The sequence below is a fragment of the Sporomusa aerivorans genome (assembly GCF_041428895.1).
GTDB classification, from domain to species: Bacteria; Bacillota; Negativicutes; order Sporomusales; family Sporomusaceae; genus Sporomusa; species Sporomusa aerivorans.
In genome coordinates, this window is sequence record NZ_CP156926.1 from 4,455,066 (window position 1) to 4,473,051 (window position 17,986).

General features: G+C 47.0%; 14 protein-coding genes. 6 read left to right on the forward strand and 8 right to left on the reverse strand.

The window, feature by feature from the left end; all coding sequences use genetic code 11:
- Nucleotides 1-355: 355 nt before the first annotated feature.
- Nucleotides 356-1,117, reverse strand: coding sequence for an N-acetylmuramoyl-L-alanine amidase (locus tag SATMO3_RS21555; protein WP_371371792.1), 762 nt, complete (start codon nucleotides 1,115-1,117; stop codon nucleotides 356-358).
- A 264-nt stretch (nucleotides 1,118-1,381) separates the two neighbouring features.
- On the opposite strand from SATMO3_RS21555, the gene SATMO3_RS21560 reads away from it, so the two are divergent.
- Together SATMO3_RS21560 and SATMO3_RS21565 are read left to right on the forward strand one after the other, a co-directional pair.
- Complete coding sequence (locus SATMO3_RS21560; protein ID WP_371371794.1) at nucleotides 1,382-1,804, forward strand: PaaI family thioesterase; 423 nt, start codon at nucleotides 1,382-1,384, stop codon at nucleotides 1,802-1,804.
- 102 nt (nucleotides 1,805-1,906) lie between these two features.
- Nucleotides 1,907-2,416 (forward strand): hypothetical protein, encoded by a 510-nt coding sequence (locus SATMO3_RS21565; RefSeq protein ID WP_371371795.1) that lies wholly within the window; start codon nucleotides 1,907-1,909, stop codon nucleotides 2,414-2,416.
- Nucleotides 2,417-2,596: 180 nt separating this feature from the next.
- Here SATMO3_RS21565 and SATMO3_RS21570 read toward each other — a convergent pair whose 3' ends face one another.
- Both SATMO3_RS21570 and SATMO3_RS21575 read right to left on the reverse strand, forming a co-directional pair.
- A complete protein-coding gene (locus SATMO3_RS21570) occupies nucleotides 2,597-3,826 on the reverse strand; it encodes a GDSL-type esterase/lipase family protein (RefSeq protein WP_371371797.1) in 1,230 nt (409 codons plus the stop codon).
- Nucleotides 3,827-4,112: 286 nt separating this feature from the next.
- On the reverse strand, nucleotides 4,113-5,171 hold the full coding sequence (locus tag SATMO3_RS21575) for an HD-GYP domain-containing protein (RefSeq protein ID WP_371371798.1): 1,059 nt from the start codon (nucleotides 5,169-5,171) through the stop codon (nucleotides 4,113-4,115).
- 532 nt (nucleotides 5,172-5,703) lie between these two features.
- Here SATMO3_RS21575 and SATMO3_RS21580 point away from each other — a divergent pair.
- Entirely contained in the window at nucleotides 5,704-6,000 is a 297-nt protein-coding gene (locus SATMO3_RS21580; RefSeq protein ID WP_371371800.1) for a zinc-ribbon domain containing protein, read from the forward strand.
- A 293-nt stretch (nucleotides 6,001-6,293) separates the two neighbouring features.
- Here SATMO3_RS21580 and SATMO3_RS21585 read toward each other — a convergent pair whose 3' ends face one another.
- Both SATMO3_RS21585 and SATMO3_RS21590 read right to left on the reverse strand, forming a co-directional pair.
- Nucleotides 6,294-7,154, reverse strand: coding sequence for a methylenetetrahydrofolate reductase (locus SATMO3_RS21585; protein ID WP_371371801.1), 861 nt, complete (start codon nucleotides 7,152-7,154; stop codon nucleotides 6,294-6,296).
- A 191-nt stretch (nucleotides 7,155-7,345) separates the two neighbouring features.
- A complete protein-coding gene (locus tag SATMO3_RS21590; protein ID WP_371371802.1) occupies nucleotides 7,346-9,382 on the reverse strand; it encodes a DUF342 domain-containing protein in 2,037 nt (678 codons plus the stop codon).
- A 254-nt stretch (nucleotides 9,383-9,636) separates the two neighbouring features.
- Between SATMO3_RS21590 and SATMO3_RS21595 the strand changes: the two genes are divergently transcribed.
- Nucleotides 9,637-10,272, forward strand: a complete 636-nt coding sequence (locus tag SATMO3_RS21595; RefSeq protein ID WP_371371804.1) for a 3D domain-containing protein — start codon at nucleotides 9,637-9,639, stop codon at nucleotides 10,270-10,272.
- A 78-nt stretch (nucleotides 10,273-10,350) separates the two neighbouring features.
- On the opposite strand, the gene SATMO3_RS21600 is transcribed toward SATMO3_RS21595, so the two are convergent.
- Genes SATMO3_RS21600 through SATMO3_RS21610 form a run of 3 tightly spaced genes read right to left on the reverse strand, consistent with a single transcriptional unit; the run spans nucleotide 10,351 to nucleotide 15,128 of the window.
- Nucleotides 10,351-11,400 (reverse strand): glycosyltransferase, encoded by a 1,050-nt coding sequence (locus SATMO3_RS21600; protein ID WP_371371806.1) that lies wholly within the window; start codon nucleotides 11,398-11,400, stop codon nucleotides 10,351-10,353.
- Nucleotides 11,390-13,162, reverse strand: a complete 1,773-nt coding sequence (locus SATMO3_RS21605) for a glycosyltransferase (protein ID WP_371371807.1) — start codon at nucleotides 13,160-13,162, stop codon at nucleotides 11,390-11,392. Before SATMO3_RS21605 ends, SATMO3_RS21600 begins: the two co-directional genes overlap by 11 nt.
- Nucleotides 13,122-15,128 carry a glycosyltransferase gene (locus SATMO3_RS21610; protein WP_371371808.1) on the reverse strand — a complete coding sequence of 669 codons (2,007 nt, stop codon included), beginning with the start codon at nucleotides 15,126-15,128 and terminating at the stop codon, nucleotides 13,122-13,124. The genes SATMO3_RS21605 and SATMO3_RS21610 overlap by 41 nt, the downstream gene beginning before the upstream one ends.
- Nucleotides 15,129-15,590: 462 nt before the next feature.
- Between SATMO3_RS21610 and SATMO3_RS21615 the strand changes: the two genes are divergently transcribed.
- The gene (locus SATMO3_RS21615; RefSeq protein WP_371371810.1) at nucleotides 15,591-16,928 is read left to right on the forward strand and encodes a beta strand repeat-containing protein; all 1,338 of its coding nucleotides are present in this window, start codon (nucleotides 15,591-15,593) and stop codon (nucleotides 16,926-16,928) included.
- A 147-nt stretch (nucleotides 16,929-17,075) separates the two neighbouring features.
- On the forward strand, nucleotides 17,076-17,927 hold the full coding sequence (locus SATMO3_RS21620; protein ID WP_371371812.1) for a DNRLRE domain-containing protein: 852 nt from the start codon (nucleotides 17,076-17,078) through the stop codon (nucleotides 17,925-17,927).
- The last annotated feature ends 59 nt before the right edge of the window (nucleotides 17,928-17,986 follow it).

Genomic DNA, 17,986 nt, shown 5'->3' on the forward strand with positions numbered 1-17,986 from the left:
TTAAGGTTTTCTTTCGGTATAAAGAAAACACGGCTTGCGCCGAGCCTTTGGCGAAAGCTATAAGAAAAACCGCTAACGCGGCCTTACACCGTCAGCATTCGTTATGCATAAGCGGAGGCTAAGCGCCAGCGGCGCAGTGTTGTATGACGGCCGCCCGCACCGGGCCTTGTAAACCGGCACCCTTTGTTTTATAAGGCCTCAGCGACGCACAAAACTTATAATTTCCAGTGTATGATATAGACAAAAGAACTCCCCGGCCATTACCGGGGAGTTCGCGGTTGCTGTACTATATAAGTATGCCGGCTTGCAATGATTTCCTGCCTACAGGGGTGGAACTTAAGTGCAAAGCAATTCTCTATCTTGCTGCTGCAAAATATTGCCTGATGCCGTTGTATATGCCTAGGGCTGCCTTTCTGTCAAAGCCGCGGTTGGCAAGCAGACTTTCCTCCAACGGGTTGGATATAAAGGCAGTCTCTACCAGAACGGCGGGAACCTGAGCGTATTTAAGAACAAAAAAATCATTTTGTTCGATACCGCGGTCATAAAGCTGTAGTTGGGCAACCAGATTGTTTTGTACAGACCGGGCTAATAATGCATCACGTTCTGTCGCACCATAAAAGTACGTTGACGTACCGCCGGCAAGATCGTAAAATGCATTGGCATGAATACTTATGAACATGTCGGCGTTAGCCTGATTGGCCAGACCAATCCGGGCGGCCAATTCTTCTTTGTCGGCAGCGCCTACATAGGCTACACTCCGGTCACTCGTCCGGGTCATCAGCACGGTTACGCCAACGTCGTTCAGCATTTTACGCAGTTCCTGGGCAATGAGCAAAGCAACATCCTTTTCCATTACTTTACTCGGGCCAATCGCACCGGTATCGCTGCCGCCATGACCGGGATCAATAACAATCAGTCTGCCTTGCAGGCTATTATCAGGTCTGTCTGGCGTTCTATTTTTGTTGTATGTAGGCAACTGCCCACTCGCAATAGAACTCCAGTCAACAACAGGCGCATTTACGGCACTGTTAGCCGCCGCATAGGCTGGCGATGCGACCGAAGCGAAAACAAAAACAAGTAAAGAAAATAAAAAAAATGCCGGCATAGTTCTTTTCATCTGCTCATCTCCGCTAGGCTTAAAGGTAAAAGGACAACCTTTATTATACTGCGTTTTCTCCCGCTGGCAAAACGAAATATTTACCGTTTTTGTCTGGATAGTATCCAATAAAAATTCACAGGCAGGGTGCTAGTAAGAACATAGGGTAAGCATCAGCGGCAAAGCGTACCCCATACCCGGTTTTAAAAAAATCTTTGTTGGATTTCATATCGGGCAAAGAATACTATGGTAAAATAGTATCACTGAACCTAAGGAGGAAAATCCATGCTAGAGCAATCTATGTTGTTAAAAGATCATCTACTTAAACTGTATTCACAAAATGCTTTTGTAACTTTACTAAAAATGGAGATTCTTACGCTGGACACACGGTTGGCCAAGTTGTCAATGCCAGTACTCGCCGACATGCATACCAATTTGTACCAGACGGCCCATGGCGGCGCACTGGCATCGCTGGCTGATACCGCTATGGGAATGGCCTGTGCAACTACCGGAAAAAAAGTGGTTACCCTGGATATGAATCTTAATTATATCCGTGCCGCCGAATGCCCGGCAGCCCTTACGGCTGTCGGCACAGTAATCCATGATGGCAGCAGAACCATGGTAGCGGAAGCGGATATTGTTGACAGTGATGGCAATTTAATCGTTAAAGCCAGAGGAACCTTTTTTGTAACAGGAACTTTTTTGTAAGAAAACACGGCTGACGCCGGGCCTTTGGCGACAGCGTCAGCTGATACTGCACTTATCAGGCGAAAGGTATACTTTCTATCAGGCTAGATAAGGGGGGAACGTATGAAGGGTACCTTGCCTGGCGGCCTTTGGAATATTCAGGCGCGGGCTTACAGAATACCATTTACCCCGTTTACTCACAATTTCTGGGCCCTGGCTGAACCATCCGGTGCGATCGCCGATCAACTTCATGGGCTGGCCTTTGACCCCGATTCCCAAACCATCAAAGCCATCGGTAATTCATCACACTGGCTGCTGGCAGTCCATGATCCTACCATTGTCTGGTCCCTCAAGCGAAATCAGCCGACTGTCATTTGCTTTTCCGACCGGGAGATAAAAGTCCGCGACCGCTGGCAGGCGGCATTACATTCGCTGCCGGAAATCAATGCCTTACATTTGCCATACCCGGATTTATGGCAGCATTTCTATAAAAAGAACAGTAATACCCTCTTCAATACGCTTGGTTTGATTATGGGATTTGCATCCCCGTTACTCTCCACCTTGGCTCCGGGAATCCACCGGGTTATTTCCGAGGAGATTATAAAAAAATACAGCTATCAGATTACGAAATAGTCGGTTATTCCCCGGGAAATTGCCCGGGACATTTCATTTTGTCAGGCAAAGTCCGCCAGAAGCTTTGTTGGCGCAAGGTTCGAAGAACTACGTTCTAAATTGACGATCCGGACAAAATGTAGTAAGACCTGCCGTTTTGGGGCAGGTCTTACTACATTTTCGACTTCTTCAGCGGCAGCTTTAATGACTGTTTATATACGCGTTTACTTCCCGGGCCATAACCTTTTTTCCGGCAATATCCGGGTGCAATCCGTCCTGGGCGTACTTAACAGGCAGTAAACCCTTGTCATCCACCAAAGCTGCGTACACATCAATATAGTCAGGCTGTGTCTTAATAAACGCATTTACCTTTTTTAACTCCTGCTGCCAGTTATCAGCAGTAGGCTGGTTGAAAACCCGCTGAATCCTCTCGGGATTCAGCGGCGGCAGTGTTAGAAAGACCGGCTTAATACTGTATTTCTCGCACTTTTCCCGGATGGTTGTCAGTGAGTCAATGACCTCAGCCGCACTCACACCGCCCCGGATACTGTTAGTTCCTCCCAGAATTAACATGACTTCCGGCTTAAACGGCAAAACATCCTGTTCAAAGCGTTCCGCCAGCGCGGCTGCCGTATCACCGCTTTTCCCTAAGTTTTTGACAGCGAACGGTAAATAATACGCATAGTCATAGCGGGCATCAGAAGGTGGATTGGAGACGGCTCCCCCGCCGTGCGTAATGCTGTCGCCATAGGTTGCCCATTTGTAGACGCCTCTTTCGACCCTGAAAGGAACAGCGTCCGAATAGGCGCCGATGGCTTTGTTATTTTCGTCAAATGCAATTACGCGCCAATAGTAGCAGCCTTCCCTGGTAAAAGGCTGCGGATCATAAAAATCGAATACCTGACCGACAGAATAGGCCCGTACCCTGTATTTGGAAGGCGTTATGCCGTTTTCCCTCTCAGGTATATGGTTTGTAACTTCGACTTCGTACCGTGCGGCTCCTAACACAGGAATCCAGGAATACACCATATATAAAGGAGTTGGTCGGTCTGTAAAATTCGTTGTAGTTGCTGGCTTCAAGGAATTTAGCTTCCCCTGCAAAAGAGCCGACGGACGGGAAAAACGCCCGATTGGCTCTGAGTCTAGATCTAAGGGCCGAACACGGTAGTATAACTTTTTGCTTTCTGGTGCGGCAAAGGAAGCCAGGTTTAATTCTACACCGGGAGTATAAATACTGGTGCTGGTATATACAATTTCGGCTGCCGGCGCCGGGGCATCGTCCGCCACCTTAACCCTGGCGACTTCCAGCTCATACATTACCACATCTTCCGCATGAGGCCATACTAGCTGAACTTTTCCCGGTTGAGCGAATGCCGGAACCGTAACCGTAAGAAACAAAAGTAATATCGCTGTAATTTTCCGTAGTAGCAAATAGGTCGCCTCCGCCTGTATTGTCTCAGTCTGATGTTAGTCAGTCCTTGTTTTTATTCCTCGCCGATACAAAAAATCCTTGTTTCAGCAAATATCTGTATATTTTCCTGTAAAAAATACGGCATGCGCCGGGCCTGTGGCGAAGGTAGCCGCCAAATTACTTTTGTCCCGGCGAAAATGATAACTTTCAGACAGGAAGAAAAATACAGCCGCTCCCCTTCTGCGGGCAAGCAGCTGTATTTAAATAATCTCTTCACAACTGGCTACGGTATATTATCGGTAACTTTTATCCGTAAACCCCAACAATCCGGAGTGCCTCTTTTTGTAAATCAATACAAGTTCCATTCTGCACGTAGAGAATGGGTCTTGTCACATGCTTTTCCTTGGCGTCAAAAGCAATCACTTTAGCTTCCAGGCCATTACTTAACGCCACGCTGCTCCCTGTCAGGTAATTTCGCATATTATCAAAAAAAGTAAGGCAGATTTCAGGTTTCAAACCGACAAACATTTGATCTGCAATGATATTTAGTGCTTCAAACGGTGTCATTTTGCTGCGATATACTCTGTCAGATGTCATAGCTTCATAGATATCGGCAATAGCAATAACCTTAGCCCCATCATTGATTTCATCGCCCGCAAGCCCTGCCGGATAGCCGCTGCCATCCATCCGCTCATGGTGCTGTAAAATACTCAGCTTCACATCCTGGGAAATCTGCTGCGAAGTTTTTACCAGTTGGTAGCCTTCTGCGGTATGCTGCTTAATAATTGCAAATTCGGCCGAAGAAAGATATCCCGGCTTATCAAGGATGGATAAGGGAATGACTACTTTGCCAATGTCATGCAGCAAACCGGCCAAAACCAGATTCTTCAGTTTTTCACCCTGATAGCCGCACCATTTTCCCAGGACACCGGCAATTACGGCAACATTTAAGGAATGTTGAAATGTATGCTCGCTGTGACAGCGCATTTCCAGCAAATAGTCAAGCGCGCCAATTGTTTCCACCAGGAGACTAATTTTATGGTCGGCAAGCGCCTTCATCTGCATGACCGGAACTTCCCTGAATTTCTTGATGTATCTGAACATATGCCCAACATCATGCATGATCTCCTGATAAACCTTTGCAAAATTAATCTTTATCATATCTACGCCGGAAAACTTTATTCTATCATAGTCAGTGCCGTCGTCAAGATAAAGAAACGGTACTCCCCAGTTCTGCAGCTTGGTAATCTGCGACTGGGTTAGACAAATACCTTGTTTCAGTAGTTTAACTGCACCTGCAACATCAGTTACTTCCCCGCCTGTCAGCATCCCGGGAATCAAATCTCTAGTAAAAACTAACCTCATGTCAGGGCCTCCTGATCCTACGAAAAATAATAGAATGTAATAAATACGCTTATCAGCTTTACCGGAAATTTTCAATTTTGATAAAAAATATACAACTTGCGTCAGGCCTTTGGCAAAGGTGGAAACCAATGTTGCCCTTATCCAACAAAAAATACTATTTTCTGTCAGGACAAGAAAGACGAAAAAAACATTCGGGTTTCCCATATGTACATTTACACAACTCCAGTGTAAAATCCTCCATCTTTTTGGTGAAAACATGAAAAAATTCTACCCATACAATCGTCATCTTTCTATAAAATCCGCGATTTACTTCCCTTCACGCCGCCAGTCTTCCCATAACAAGTTTTATATCTAAGATAATTTTATGAAAATGCTTTACTTTTCAGGAAATGTATAGTATAGTTAAAGAATCCAGTAAATACGCCAATGCGGTTAGTCATTTATCCTTCTCAAACTGTCTAGTGAGGGAAGTTGCGATGAGTCATTCCCATTCACTATTGGCTGGTACAAAATTTGAGGGGGATTCCATTTAATGAGTCAAGACAAAACTTTAACCTGCCGCGATTGTGGCGCCGATTTCGTATTTACTGCTTCTGAGCAAGATTTCTTCGCTGAAAAAGGTTTCACCAACGAGCCAGGCCGTTGCCCTAGCTGCCGCTCAGCTCGCAAACAACAAAACAACCGTGGTGGCCGCGATAGCTATCAACAGCGCGAAATGCATGACGTAACCTGTGCCGCTTGTGGCGTGCAAACCCAGGTTCCTTTCCGTCCGAGCAGTGATCGTCCGGTTTACTGCCGCGACTGCTTCAGCCAAAACAAACGCTACTAAGATTTTTAACCCTCTGCCTTTGGCAGAGGGTTTTTTATTCAGGAGAAAGTATATAACTTTCTCCTGAATAAGGGCAACATCGGCTTGCGCTTTCGCCAAAGGCTCTGCGCAAGCCGTGTTTTCTTTATATTATCAGACTGTCGGATCAGAATACCACTCTCAAATCATTAGGCTAGTAGCTTGTCAGCCCTAATCCGGTAGCGCACCGCCGGAAGGAGCAGCACTAGCCTAATGATTTTTTCGTACTTATTGTTTTTCCGGTTACAAGGCAGTTCCAATGCTTCCGGCAAACCTCAATGCTCCAATAATTCCTTGGTAAACGCAACCAAGCGATTGGTCACCGCCACATCCCCCATACCGAAGATATGCAAACCATCCACTTGCCGGTAGACTTGCCTGATAAATTCACAAGCTACCTCAAAGCCACTCTTGCCTTGCTCCATTTGCGCCAAAATGTCGGCCGGAACAGTTACACCGGCGACATTTTTATTGACAAACTCGGCCATTTTTAAACTTTTTAAAGGCATCACCCCTAATAATACAGGTTTGCCGAACGCTTTGGCCTTATCGAGAAATCGCCTGGCTTGGGTGGCGTCGTAAACCGGTTGGGTCTGAAAAAAATCAGTGCCGGCAGTGACTTTTTTTCGTATATTCGTCAGCTCAGCCTCCATGTTGGCGGCCGCCGGCGTGGCTGTCGCAGCCACGGTGAACAGAGTTTGGCCTTTAAAATCTTCGCCGTTGGCATCTTTACCTTTATTGAAACTTTTAATCACTTCAATGAGTCTGGCAGAATTATAATCGTACACCCCTGACGAATTATAAGGGCCGTGCTGCGGACCGTCTCCCGTTGTCGGCAATAAGTAGCGAATCCCCAGCGCATGCGCCCCCAGAAGGTCGGCCTGAGTTCCCAGCAAACTCCTGTCACGACAGGTAAAATGCGGTATCGTTTCCATACCGGTAGCTCGGTTAATAACAGCGGCCGCCATTACAGAATTCATCCGCAATCTGGCATTCGGGCAATCATGAATATTAATGGCGTCCAAACCGGAGTATTCCCTGACTCTAGCAATACTCTCATCAATATCCGTTCCATTTATGCCTCCCAGCTCGGTGGTAAAAACAAAAGTCTTGCCTAACTTGTTTGTCAATGACATCCTTGTTCCTCCCAAGATAGTTTTTTACTGTTATTCCATAAAAAGTTGATAATTCCTCTTATGAGAAACATATTTCGCACGTAACAGCAGCTCAAGTTACAGCTATAGTCACCTTTAACTGAGGAGAAGATAATAATAAATAAGGGCTACCCGGCATTGAGCAGCCCCTTACTGTGTAAGTTGAGGTTTTGTTACCGCAGAGATGTAAACTTTATCTCTCTCCCCAGAGCATACAGAGAAATAAATTGCAGAGACTCATTGATATTCTTGGTCAAATTACCAATGGCTACTCTGGTGCGGGGATGAATATAATTGCATACGCGAATCCTGCCTGCTTTCATAGTATTCAGGAGATTTTCAATATTGGTGACGCGCTGCTTCATCTCTTCCAGACGATCCGGTAACGTTTTATACTCCGCCTCCTGTTTTTTATACCGTTCCAGTCTGTCGCCGCTAAGATTGCCCAGGCCCTGATTACGCATATGATTTATAGATAATTTCAGGCTTTCATAAGTAACTTCAGCTTTCTGTATGTTCTGAAGCAAATTCTTCAACTCATCTTTAAGAAACCAGTCAACAGCCACTTCAATTTCAGTGGTAACGCCACAGGGATTACCGATCGTTGTTGCCCGGATCACCTCGCCGGCAGCCACACGCCCGCCGCGTATCAGACCTCGGCGTCCTTCCACAATCACCCGCTTGCCGGCAAATACTGTACTATTAAGAATAACGTCATTAACGATGATATCCTCATCGGCATGCACAGTGGCATTCTCAATAAAATTCGTTACCACACGTTCCCGCGCTTTGATTACACTGCGCTTCATACCCTGGATCCCTTTGCGCACAATGATGCTGGCGGCTTCTACCATACCGCCGGAGATGGTTCCGCAAACTTCAACATTGCCGCCGGCTTTTACGGCAAAATCCTGTTGTATTGAGCCCCGTACTATGACGCTGCCCTTAAAATCAATGTTACCGGTCGAATAATCAACATCGCCGTCGATAATAATGATCGGCATAACATTAATGCGTTTATCAAGAAAAATCTGCAAATGTCCGTTGATGGCTGCATAAAGCCGCCAATCATCCACATTGATTACATTTTTCCCCACAGGCAGACGAATATCTTTACCAGGTTTGGCAGGAATGGGCAGCCCATACACATCGGTTCCCGGTATTCCGGCTGTCGCCGGAATTTTTTCCACAAGCAGCTGTCCTTCCTCAACACAGAGAAAACTATTGGTTTCTTTAAAGTCAACCCGTCCGTCTTCCAGTTCCTCGGGGCGGCCCTGACTGTCAGGATCAATATAGTATTTTAAGCAGGCAGGCTCACCATCACAAGAGGCAATCCCGCGAGCACAAACAGCATTGGTGGCGCTGCCTGCCTGTATTATGTTATCAAGTACCTCGTCATTAATACCAAAGACAATCCCGGCAGACTTTAGTTCATCTAACAGCTGTTCTTTGGTTACCGGGGGAACATCCTGATCTTTCGGCATCTGTATAGTTAAGCGCGCCTCCATACGGTCAAGCCCGACCTTAACCCGGATAGAAGGTACGGCAGGAGCCGCCGGTGCTGAGTTAACGATGAGTACCGGTTTACCCACAGCTTCACGAATTACTACAGAAATAAAATCACTGTCAAAATTAGTACAATTCCGTTTAGTCAAATCGTGGATAATCGTGGCTTTTGCTACCGGCCAGCCGCCATGTCCCGGTCCCCACACACTTAGATATACACCGGTGTCATTGGCATATATTTCATATCTGCCGTCTGCTTTTGGCAGCGTATTTACAATTTGCACCGGTGCGCCGACCGCTTCCCGAATTACCACGGAAATAAAATCGCTTTCGAATTCTGTGCAATGACGTTCTGCCAAATTTTTCACAATAGCGCTCTTAGCGACGGCTGATCCACCATTGGCCGGCCCCCATACGCTAAGGTAAACCCCGCAGTCGTTGGCAGTAATTTGATATCTGCCATCCACCGCTGGCAATGAATTTACTATCTGCACAGGCGTGCCCATGGCTTCGCGGATCACCACAGAAATGAAATCACTTTCAAAGTTGCTACAATTTCGATTGGCTAAGTCCTGAATGATGGCTGTTTTGGAAACCGGTAAGCCGCCGGTGGACGGCCCCCACACACTCAAATACACACCACTATCATTCGCACTAATTTCATAACGCCCGTTTTGCACAGTGGGAAGCAATGTCTCCTCCATGAAACCACCACCTGTCAGATAATCAAGAGATAATCCTTTTTTACCTAATTAGTGTCAACAATCCGCAAAAATGGTATTTTTTCACTAATATTCTTATTATAACTATAAGAAGGCAAAACAGCCAGCAAAGTAACGTAAATCAGGACATAAGTACTATTTCCTGGGTCTATAGTCATGGTATACAATTGCTATTAGAATAAAGTGATCTGCCTGCGAAAAGGCAATTAACCATGACAAAGACGGAGGATAAATACATGCGAAAAAACTGGCGCACCCGGATTCTTGCACTAGTTCTAACTTGCACCGTGATGCTAGGTATGGCGACAGAAGCCGACGCGAAAAAAAAACCGACATATCCCCGGCCGGATTCGACAAGGACAAGCACGTCAAAGCAGTCTAACGCAGCCGCCGACACCAATCTTAAGCACCTACAGCAATTGTTGGCCAATACCGGATTTTATCCGGGCGCAATGACCGGTGTTTTGGACAGCACTACCAAAGACGCCATTACCCGGGCTCAACGAACTTTCAAACTTGCCCCGACAGGTAAATACGACAAAAAGCTAGCGGAGATACTTACCAGGGAAGCCCGCCTTAAACCAAATTCATATCGCAAAAAGCTGTCAATGCAAGCCACGGCCTATACCTCGCAAGACCCGGGCTGCGGCAAATTGACCAAACGGGAACACCCGCTGCGTACGGGGCTGGTGGCAGTTGATCCTAAAATAATTCCGTTGGGAACCAGGCTATACATCGAAGGTTATGGCTATGCAGTCGCCGATGATATCGGCCGTGCCATCAAAGGAACCCGAATCGACTTAGCTTACGAAACCCGCAAAGAAGCCTTGCAATTTGGCCGCAAAACCGTGACTGTGTTTGTACTCGACTAAACTATAGCAGCAGTTGCCCGAAATGAGAAAAAGCGATATAACGCTTTAAAGTTTTGCAGGTGGGCGGTGTGCTGGATTTCATACAGGCTTATAATTTGAGATCAAAACTAGCATCTTTGCGTAAGCCTGATCGGCTTCACGATACCGCCCGGTTATTCTGCAGGCATCTCCCAACAGCTTACAAATGCTGTATTCCGGCAGAATATCGCTTTGGGTCCCGGTTATTGACTGTAATTCCTCTATTACCAGCTCATATTCAGCATTAGCAAAGGCCAGCATGCCTTTTAGAAGATGCAAGTCCGCATTCTCAGGCAGCATCCGGAGGGCCTCTTGCAACAAAGCGGCTAATTTCGCTTTTTCATTCAGGCGCAGGTAACCAGTGCCCAGCATAGTAAGAACATTTGAAAAATACCCTTCACTGCCATAGAGGAAACGCAAGGCATACTCGAGTTGTTCGACGCTAGCTGCCAGCTCACCGACTTGCAGATGTTCAATTCCCAGACTGTATAAGAGCAGCGGATCATCAGGATTATCCTTTAAAGCTTTTTTTATTACTGTAACATTGCGGACATGCTTGTTCTTTGCAGCTTTTACTGTATTTAAATAGCCGCAGTGGGAAATTGTTACGTCTGCAGCAATCCCTAACCCTGCACCCTGATTATACTCCTGAATACTGCCGGCAATTTGCTCATGAATAGCTCCTCGGAACCGGTATACGGGATTATTTTTAAACAAACGGACAACCTGGTCTTCGATCATCTCCTCACCCTGGCCGACATAGCTGTGAATGGTTAAAAAGTAGCCTTCTTTGCCGGGTTCCTGCAGAATGCTGCTGATATAGTCCCGTTCAGCATTGAGCAGCACTTCGTCGGCATCCAGTACTAAAATCCACTGGCCTTTAGCCTGGTCTAATCCAAAGTTTCTCGCCTCAGCAAAATTATCATTCCAGGGATACTCGTAAACAACGGCCCCTTCAGCGCGGGCTAAGCTGACGGTTTTGTCCTCGGAACCGGTATCAACAATAATAATCTCGTGAGTCAGGTGCTTGACACTGCGAAGACAAGCCTGGAGCTGCTCTTCTTCATTTTTACAAATCATACACAAACTTATTTTCAAATCATTCTTCATGATAGAAGCACCCAACCGCGTCAGCTTTCAGCTTAGTAGTCAGCAATCTATAAACTTGCTGACTCTTTTGTTTTAGGTAGGGGGACAAAACCATACAACCAGCGGCTGTCATTGTCATTAACGCTTGTAGGGTTTTCTCCGCCAAGTTCACATACCGGGTGTAAACCAACCGCGATGCGCCGTTGTCTTTTTCCCGGAACAACAAGCAACCATCTAAAATTACCAATAAGGTTTGCGCTATTTCGGGTTCGCGGTGTTCTTCCGGCTTAACAGTACCAATCACAGCTGTGCATTTAGACAACAACAGCAATACGGCCAGAGCAGCACTGCGCTTTGCGGGCGTTCGCCACATAGTTAAAGCCAGCTTATGAGCATGTGTATATTCCTCCGCCAGCATAGCAGCTACCATTTCATACAATTCAGCTTCAAAAGATAGAGGAACCTGCTTCTGCCTGGCGATATTCAGCATAACGGCCGCCTTGGAGAATTCTCCGCCAAACACCATACTTTTGATTCTACCAGACGAAATGCCGGGATCGGGAAATTCCTCGTAACAGGCCGCAGCCCACGCCGGCAAGCCTGCCATCAGAAATAATGCCCCGAGAAACTGAGTTTGCCGTCCACTCCGGTAACAGCCCAACTCGCGGAAATAATTGTACAGCTGGTCCGGATCAAGATAATTAAACTGTAAAAAAAACAGGTGTAAAAGACAATCTGTATACTCATTATTTGATTGAAATGCCTGTCGATAGTAATACTCTGCACTTTTTACATCCCCGCTTGCCTCATGGCAATGCCCCAAATGATCATAGGCCAAGAAACTTTCCACACCGTGGGTATGAACAAATTCCAGCGGCGGTTTTCCTTTTGCCACAGCTGTGTTAAACCAGCTAATGGCCTGTTGATATTCCCCCTGCTCTGCGAGTATTGACCCGGCATCAAAAAAAAGATCGGTGTACTCTGAATACTGCTTGCATTCTTTAATGCACACAGCCAGGGCTTCATCCGGCCTGTCTTCGTGCCGCAGGCACAAAACATAATGACTTACCGCGGGTGCGCGGAACAGAACATGTTCCGCCGGCAAGCCGTCACAAACAGCTTTAAACAGCGGCAATGCGTCTGCAATCTTCCCAAACCCCAGCCATTCTATTCCCAGGTAATACTTAAGATAGAGGTTATCCGGTTCATTTGCACAGGCTTTTTTGAGCAGGCGCACATTACGGTTGCGCTTTTTGTTGCGCTCTGTCAACGGAGTAGCTTGATGCCAGATAACCGGATACCGGGCAACCCGTTTTGTTTCTGCACAGGGAATTATCAGCTGCTCATGGATAGCTCCGGCAAAACGGTATTGGGGAAGATTGCGAAACAAACGCAAAATCAGAAATTGATCATAGGTAAAAATATTCTGTTCGGCATGCATATAGCGAAGCGGTAAAAAAACAAATTCGGCCAAGTCGTTGTCTGCAATGCAATCCCGTAAGCTCCCGCAGCCGCTGTCCAGGAATTCATCGGCATCCAGGCTCAATATCCACTCGCCGGAGCTTTTACCGATAGCAAAATTACGCGCTGCGCTGAAATCCCCGTTCCAGGTATAATGATATATTTTGTCAGTATACCTGGCGGCGATTTCTCTTGTTTGATCAGTTGAACCTGTGTCCACAATGATTATTTCGTCTACGTCAGTTTTAACGCTCTCCAGACAACAGGCCAGGTTTTTTGCTTCATTGCGCACAATCATCGCCAGAGTGATGGTTGGTGACATGCTTGGCCTCAACCTCCTCCTGCAAGAAGCGTAAAGCAGCAGCCCCTTGATACTTTTCCATGGTTTGCTTTACAATATCCTGGCGCATTTTTTCATATAATTGCGCTAAATGCACATAACTTTGGGGGTTCTTAGGCGCCAGACTTATCGCCTGGCGATAACAATAATGCGCGTCTACATACAATCCTTGCTGTTCTTTTACCTGCGCCAACAGGTAATAAGCCGCATCGGAAAGCGGATTTTTATTAATGTGGCGATTTAAATACTGCTCCGCTAGATTCATATTTCCATACTGCCAACATATCTCTCCGACCGCCAGGTCTAGTTCCTGCAAGCATTCCGGTCTTATTCCGTCCAGCAGCGTTATCGCCCGTTCCCATTCGCCTAAGGCTACCGTTCTCCTAAATACATCTATTAAGATAAACAAACCTTCTTTGCCTAAAACAACTTTGGGAAAACTTCGTTCGCCAAGATTGTTTTTCAGAATATTGACCATGCCGGCACTGTCTTCATTTAAAGCTAAGGCCAGGATAGCTTCCGCATAATGCCTCACTTCCCGCTGGCACCCCTGCAGCCAATAGCATACTATTTTGTTAAACATAGCAGCCCGGTATAACGAGTCGGTCGCAGGAATACTGTCAAGTAAAGTCATCGCTGTGGAAAATTGCCGCAGCTGCATCAGGCAAATTGCTTTTTTTATTTCCACTGCCGATGTCGCTGATGTATTTTTTGTAGCCGAAGAAAAATATTGATACGCTAAATCATAGGCAGACTGGTTTATTAATAATTCGGCTATACAAACCTTAGCCTCTGCAGTGCTGAATTCGCACACGGATTCTAAAGCCTGTCTGGCATACGCAGGATCCTCCTGCGGCTTAAGTATGCGACAGATGCATTCAAGGGGCGCAATGAAACCGGCATTATCCCGCAAGCTATTAAGGTAATGACGCAAAGCCGCTTCCAGATTGCAGAATAATTCAGCAATTAAACCTAAGTAATAGTGCGCCCGGAAGCCTCGCAAGCCGCTTAAAGTAGCGAAATGCGAGGGTTGCGGCGGTGTCGCCACCGCTCTCTCGAAAGCGGTATAGGCCAAGCCATATTCCTGCTGCTCATAATATAGCAAACCCTGGTAATAGTGTAAGTCGGCATAAGCGGGAAACCACCCCAATCCCTGTTCAATGATTTTCAAAGCAGCGTCATAGTCTTTGTCGCCATAATAACAAAGTACCAGATAGCGCATTAATTTCGGCAAATACACAGTATTGCAGTCTATTCCGTTCGCAGCTTCAATAAACTCCAGTGCGGCCTGCCGGTTGTTGCCGATTCCGTAAAGCTCTACTCCATAATGGTAGCGGAGCAGTTTGTCAGCCGGATTCTTTTTTAACTCTGCTTCAACCATACGCAAATTCCGCATTTTCTTATCCTTTTCCGCAATCTGCCGGTTCAAATAGCCATAATGCCTGATGACTAAATCTTCCGCCAAACCGAATTTAGCTTCAGGGGCATTAAGGCGGATGGCACTGGCAATTTGCTCATGTATTGCCCCCTGGAACCGGTGCTCCGGGCGGTTTCTAAATAAACGGAACACCAGGTCAGGATACATTTCCGGCGCCCCGTCATCACCTGTATAATTTTCAATACGCAAGGAATAACCGCTGATACTTGTATCCTTTATAATCCGCCGTAAAACGCCGGCGCTTGACGGCGCCAGTTCCTCATCGGCATCCAGGAATAGAATCCACTCTCCCTGCGCCTTTGCCAGCGAGCAGTTTCGCGCATCACTAAAACTCCCATTCCAGTCGAAATACTCTACCTGCGCTCCGAAATTCCAGGCAATTTCACAAGTTTCATCGGTTGAACCTGTGTCCACTATGATGATTTCATCCACGACGCCCACTGCACTCTGGAGACACCGGCGCAAATTCCCGCTTTCATTTTTCACAATCATACACAAACTTATATCCATGCCGCTACCCCGCTATAAATTCACTTTAATACAGTATATGAGAACGTAAGATGTGGTGCTTATAAGCCGCCCCTGGCATCGGTGAAACAGGCAAAAACGATCGCAACGCCTTAAGAGTTTGGCAGGCGGGCGGTGTGTTGCCCAAAGCGGCTGTCAAGCGCCGGTGGTGGATCGTTGTCAAGGCCCCAGCCGCCGGCGTCCGCAAATTTTCTTTACTCTGAAATATATAGCTGGCTAAAGAATTCAACGGTAACAATTAGTACTTAGTAACCATATTATGTAGAAGCGAGACATAACAGAAATTAGCTTCAGATAGGGTATAGCTGAAGCTTAGCCGTCCTTCTCTGAGGACCTGTCATTTCTTTACTCCCACTAAAAAATAGAGCACGGGAAAGCAAGAGTCCTTGAGCGGGTTAGTCGCCGGCTGGTTGTGCCTCGAATAGCTGACAAGGAGAAGCTAAAATGCCTAACTTCAAAATTTTCCAGGATGTGGCCGACCAGGCGCGGATAAAGGTTTATGGAAATCAAAACCTGCCACTTGCCCAAGATAATGCTACCGGTATTCTTCAGATTGACGGTAATGTCACTATCGGCAATACCGTCAATGTCACTGGCGATGTCACAGTAGCCGGTACCGTCACGGTCGGCAATACCGTCAGCGTCACCGGCGATGTCACAGTAGCCGGTACCGTCACCGTCGGCAATACCGTCAGCGTCACCGGCGATGTCACAGTAGCCGGTACCGTCACCGTCGGCAATACCGTCAGCGTCACCGGCGATGTCACAGTAGCCGGTACCGTCACCGTCGGCAATACCGTCAGCGTCACCGGCGATGTCACAGTAGCCGGTACCGTCACCGTCGGCAATACCGTCAATGTCACCGGCGATGTCACAGTAGCCGGTACCGTCACGGTCGGCAATACCGTCAGCGTCACCGGCGATGTCACAGTAGCCGGTACCGTTACGGTCGGCAATACCGTCAATGTCATTGGCGATGTCACAATAGCCGGTACCGTCACGGTCGGCAATACCGTCAATGTCACCGGCGATGTCACAGTGGCCGGTACCGTCACGGTCGGCAATACCGTCAATGTCACCGGCGATGTCACAGTAGCCGGTACCGTCACGGTCGGCAATACCGTCAGCGTCACCGGCGATGTCACAGTAGCCGGTACCGTCACGGTCGGCAATACCGTCAGCGTCACCGGCGATGTCACAGTAGCCGGTACCGTCACGGTCGGCAATACCGTCAGCGTCACCGGCGATGTCACAGTAGCCGGTACCGTCACGGTCGGCAATACCGTCAGCGTCACCGGCGATGTCACAGTAGCCGGTACCGTCACGGTCGGCAATACCGTCAATGTCACCGGCGATGTCACAGTGGCCGGTACCGTCACGGTCGGCAATACCGTCAATGTCACCGGCGATGTCACAGTGGCCGGTACCGTCACGGTCGGCAATATTATTACGACAACAACATCCACAACCAATACCCCACTGTCAGTATCCGAGTTCAGCAATACGTCCTTTGTACCTTCAACCCTTTGGGATGTACTGGATCTAAATGTCTGGACAATTGGCGTTGTCAATGATGCAACAAGTGCGGGAAATGCAGAGGTTCAACTACAAGTCAGCCCGGATGGCGCTGTCTATTACGTCGACTCAACAGAAACTTTATCGCCAAATACGGTGTATCCGTTTTTCTCCAGTGCGCACATGCGGTATGCCCGGGTGAATTATCGCGCCATTAGCGGAGCTTCCGCCATTACTCTAAACTTTTACTACCAGGGCCATAGTTAAAGCCAGCACAGGCAACATAATCCGTTCTAAGCCTAAACAAAGATACCGCAGGAAATAGAACGAATAACTGGTAAAATTGCTGCTTTAGAATCTATGTAGCCAAAAAGAACCCTCCCTGCATATGTTAATGACAGGGAGGGATTACTTATGGGATTTACAATTATCGCACCACCAAACAAAAGTACATTTGTAAAGCAAGCACCACTTGCCTGCAGTTGTCTAAGAAAAAGCCTCCCGCTCGGGAAAAACCGTCATAATCTTTTTAGATCCCTCCTTCAATTCGATTTGTCACCATTGCCGCCACACCTAAAAATTCTCGACGCTACATTAAATTTATACTTAAGAAAGAATACCCCCCCCTGCTTTGCCAAAAACATCGCTGTTCATCAAATCCTCTCAAAATGGTGTGAAAAATCGGTATCCTTTCGACATCAGCCCCTGATTAACTGCACCCCGGCGTCCTGTAAAACTCTTCCCGGCCGGCATAATGACTTAGTATCCATTGAACTGACCGACCTGGTCCAAAAATGGTACTATGGCCTTGAGACCAACTGGGGAATTCTATTAAAGATGGCTAATGAAGGTATACCCGGCAAAGTTATTTTCGCGAGCCGCAACAGTCCCCATGCCGGATTTCAGCCTTATCTTCAAATAGAGTATCACCCAGCCTCTATTAACAGTTCATGCTGTCAGACCCTGGAGATTACACTGCCGGTAACTACGCGCAGCATTGAGACATATACCGACCCGCTAGACACGCTGGTTTTCAATTATACCTATATAGTAGTCAATACCGGTTCAGCGCCGGCGATTGCTTTTTTACAGATCAGCCCGGATGGAGATCATTGGGAAATAAACGGTGAAGTTAAAACAATAGATCCTGGCGAACAACGAAGCTTTGTTCCCGATTTTGTAATAAAATATTCACGGCTATGTTATTATTCCGCCACCAGCGGCCTAAACACGAATTTGTTAATTTATGTCCAAGGATGTACGTAATTTGTACTTACATAACTAAAACGTCTTTAATAGCATTTAGAACATCCCCGGCATGATAA

Excerpts from the sequence above, each read along its gene's own strand:
- SATMO3_RS21555 (WP_371371792.1), bottom strand. The coding sequence starts at position 1,117 with ATGAAAAGAACTATGCCGGCATTTTTTTTATTTTCTTTACTTGTTTTT.
- SATMO3_RS21620 (WP_371371812.1), top strand. The coding sequence starts at position 17,076 with ATGGGATTTACAATTATCGCACCACCAAACAAAAGTACATTTGTAAAG.
- SATMO3_RS21600 (WP_371371806.1), bottom strand. The coding sequence starts at position 11,400 with ATGAAGAATGATTTGAAAATAAGTTTGTGTATGATTTGTAAAAATGAA.
- SATMO3_RS21615 (WP_371371810.1), top strand. The coding sequence starts at position 15,591 with ATGCCTAACTTCAAAATTTTCCAGGATGTGGCCGACCAGGCGCGGATA.
- SATMO3_RS21580 (WP_371371800.1), top strand. The coding sequence starts at position 5,704 with ATGAGTCAAGACAAAACTTTAACCTGCCGCGATTGTGGCGCCGATTTC.
- SATMO3_RS21585 (WP_371371801.1), bottom strand. The coding sequence starts at position 7,154 with ATGTCATTGACAAACAAGTTAGGCAAGACTTTTGTTTTTACCACCGAG.
- SATMO3_RS21560 (WP_371371794.1), top strand. The coding sequence starts at position 1,382 with ATGCTAGAGCAATCTATGTTGTTAAAAGATCATCTACTTAAACTGTAT.
- SATMO3_RS21565 (WP_371371795.1), top strand. The coding sequence starts at position 1,907 with ATGAAGGGTACCTTGCCTGGCGGCCTTTGGAATATTCAGGCGCGGGCT.
- SATMO3_RS21575 (WP_371371798.1), bottom strand. The coding sequence starts at position 5,171 with ATGAGGTTAGTTTTTACTAGAGATTTGATTCCCGGGATGCTGACAGGC.
- SATMO3_RS21590 (WP_371371802.1), bottom strand. The coding sequence starts at position 9,382 with ATGGAGGAGACATTGCTTCCCACTGTGCAAAACGGGCGTTATGAAATT.
- SATMO3_RS21595 (WP_371371804.1), top strand. The coding sequence starts at position 9,637 with ATGCGAAAAAACTGGCGCACCCGGATTCTTGCACTAGTTCTAACTTGC.
- SATMO3_RS21605 (WP_371371807.1), bottom strand. The coding sequence starts at position 13,162 with ATGTCACCAACCATCACTCTGGCGATGATTGTGCGCAATGAAGCAAAA.
- SATMO3_RS21610 (WP_371371808.1), bottom strand. The coding sequence starts at position 15,128 with ATGGATATAAGTTTGTGTATGATTGTGAAAAATGAAAGCGGGAATTTG.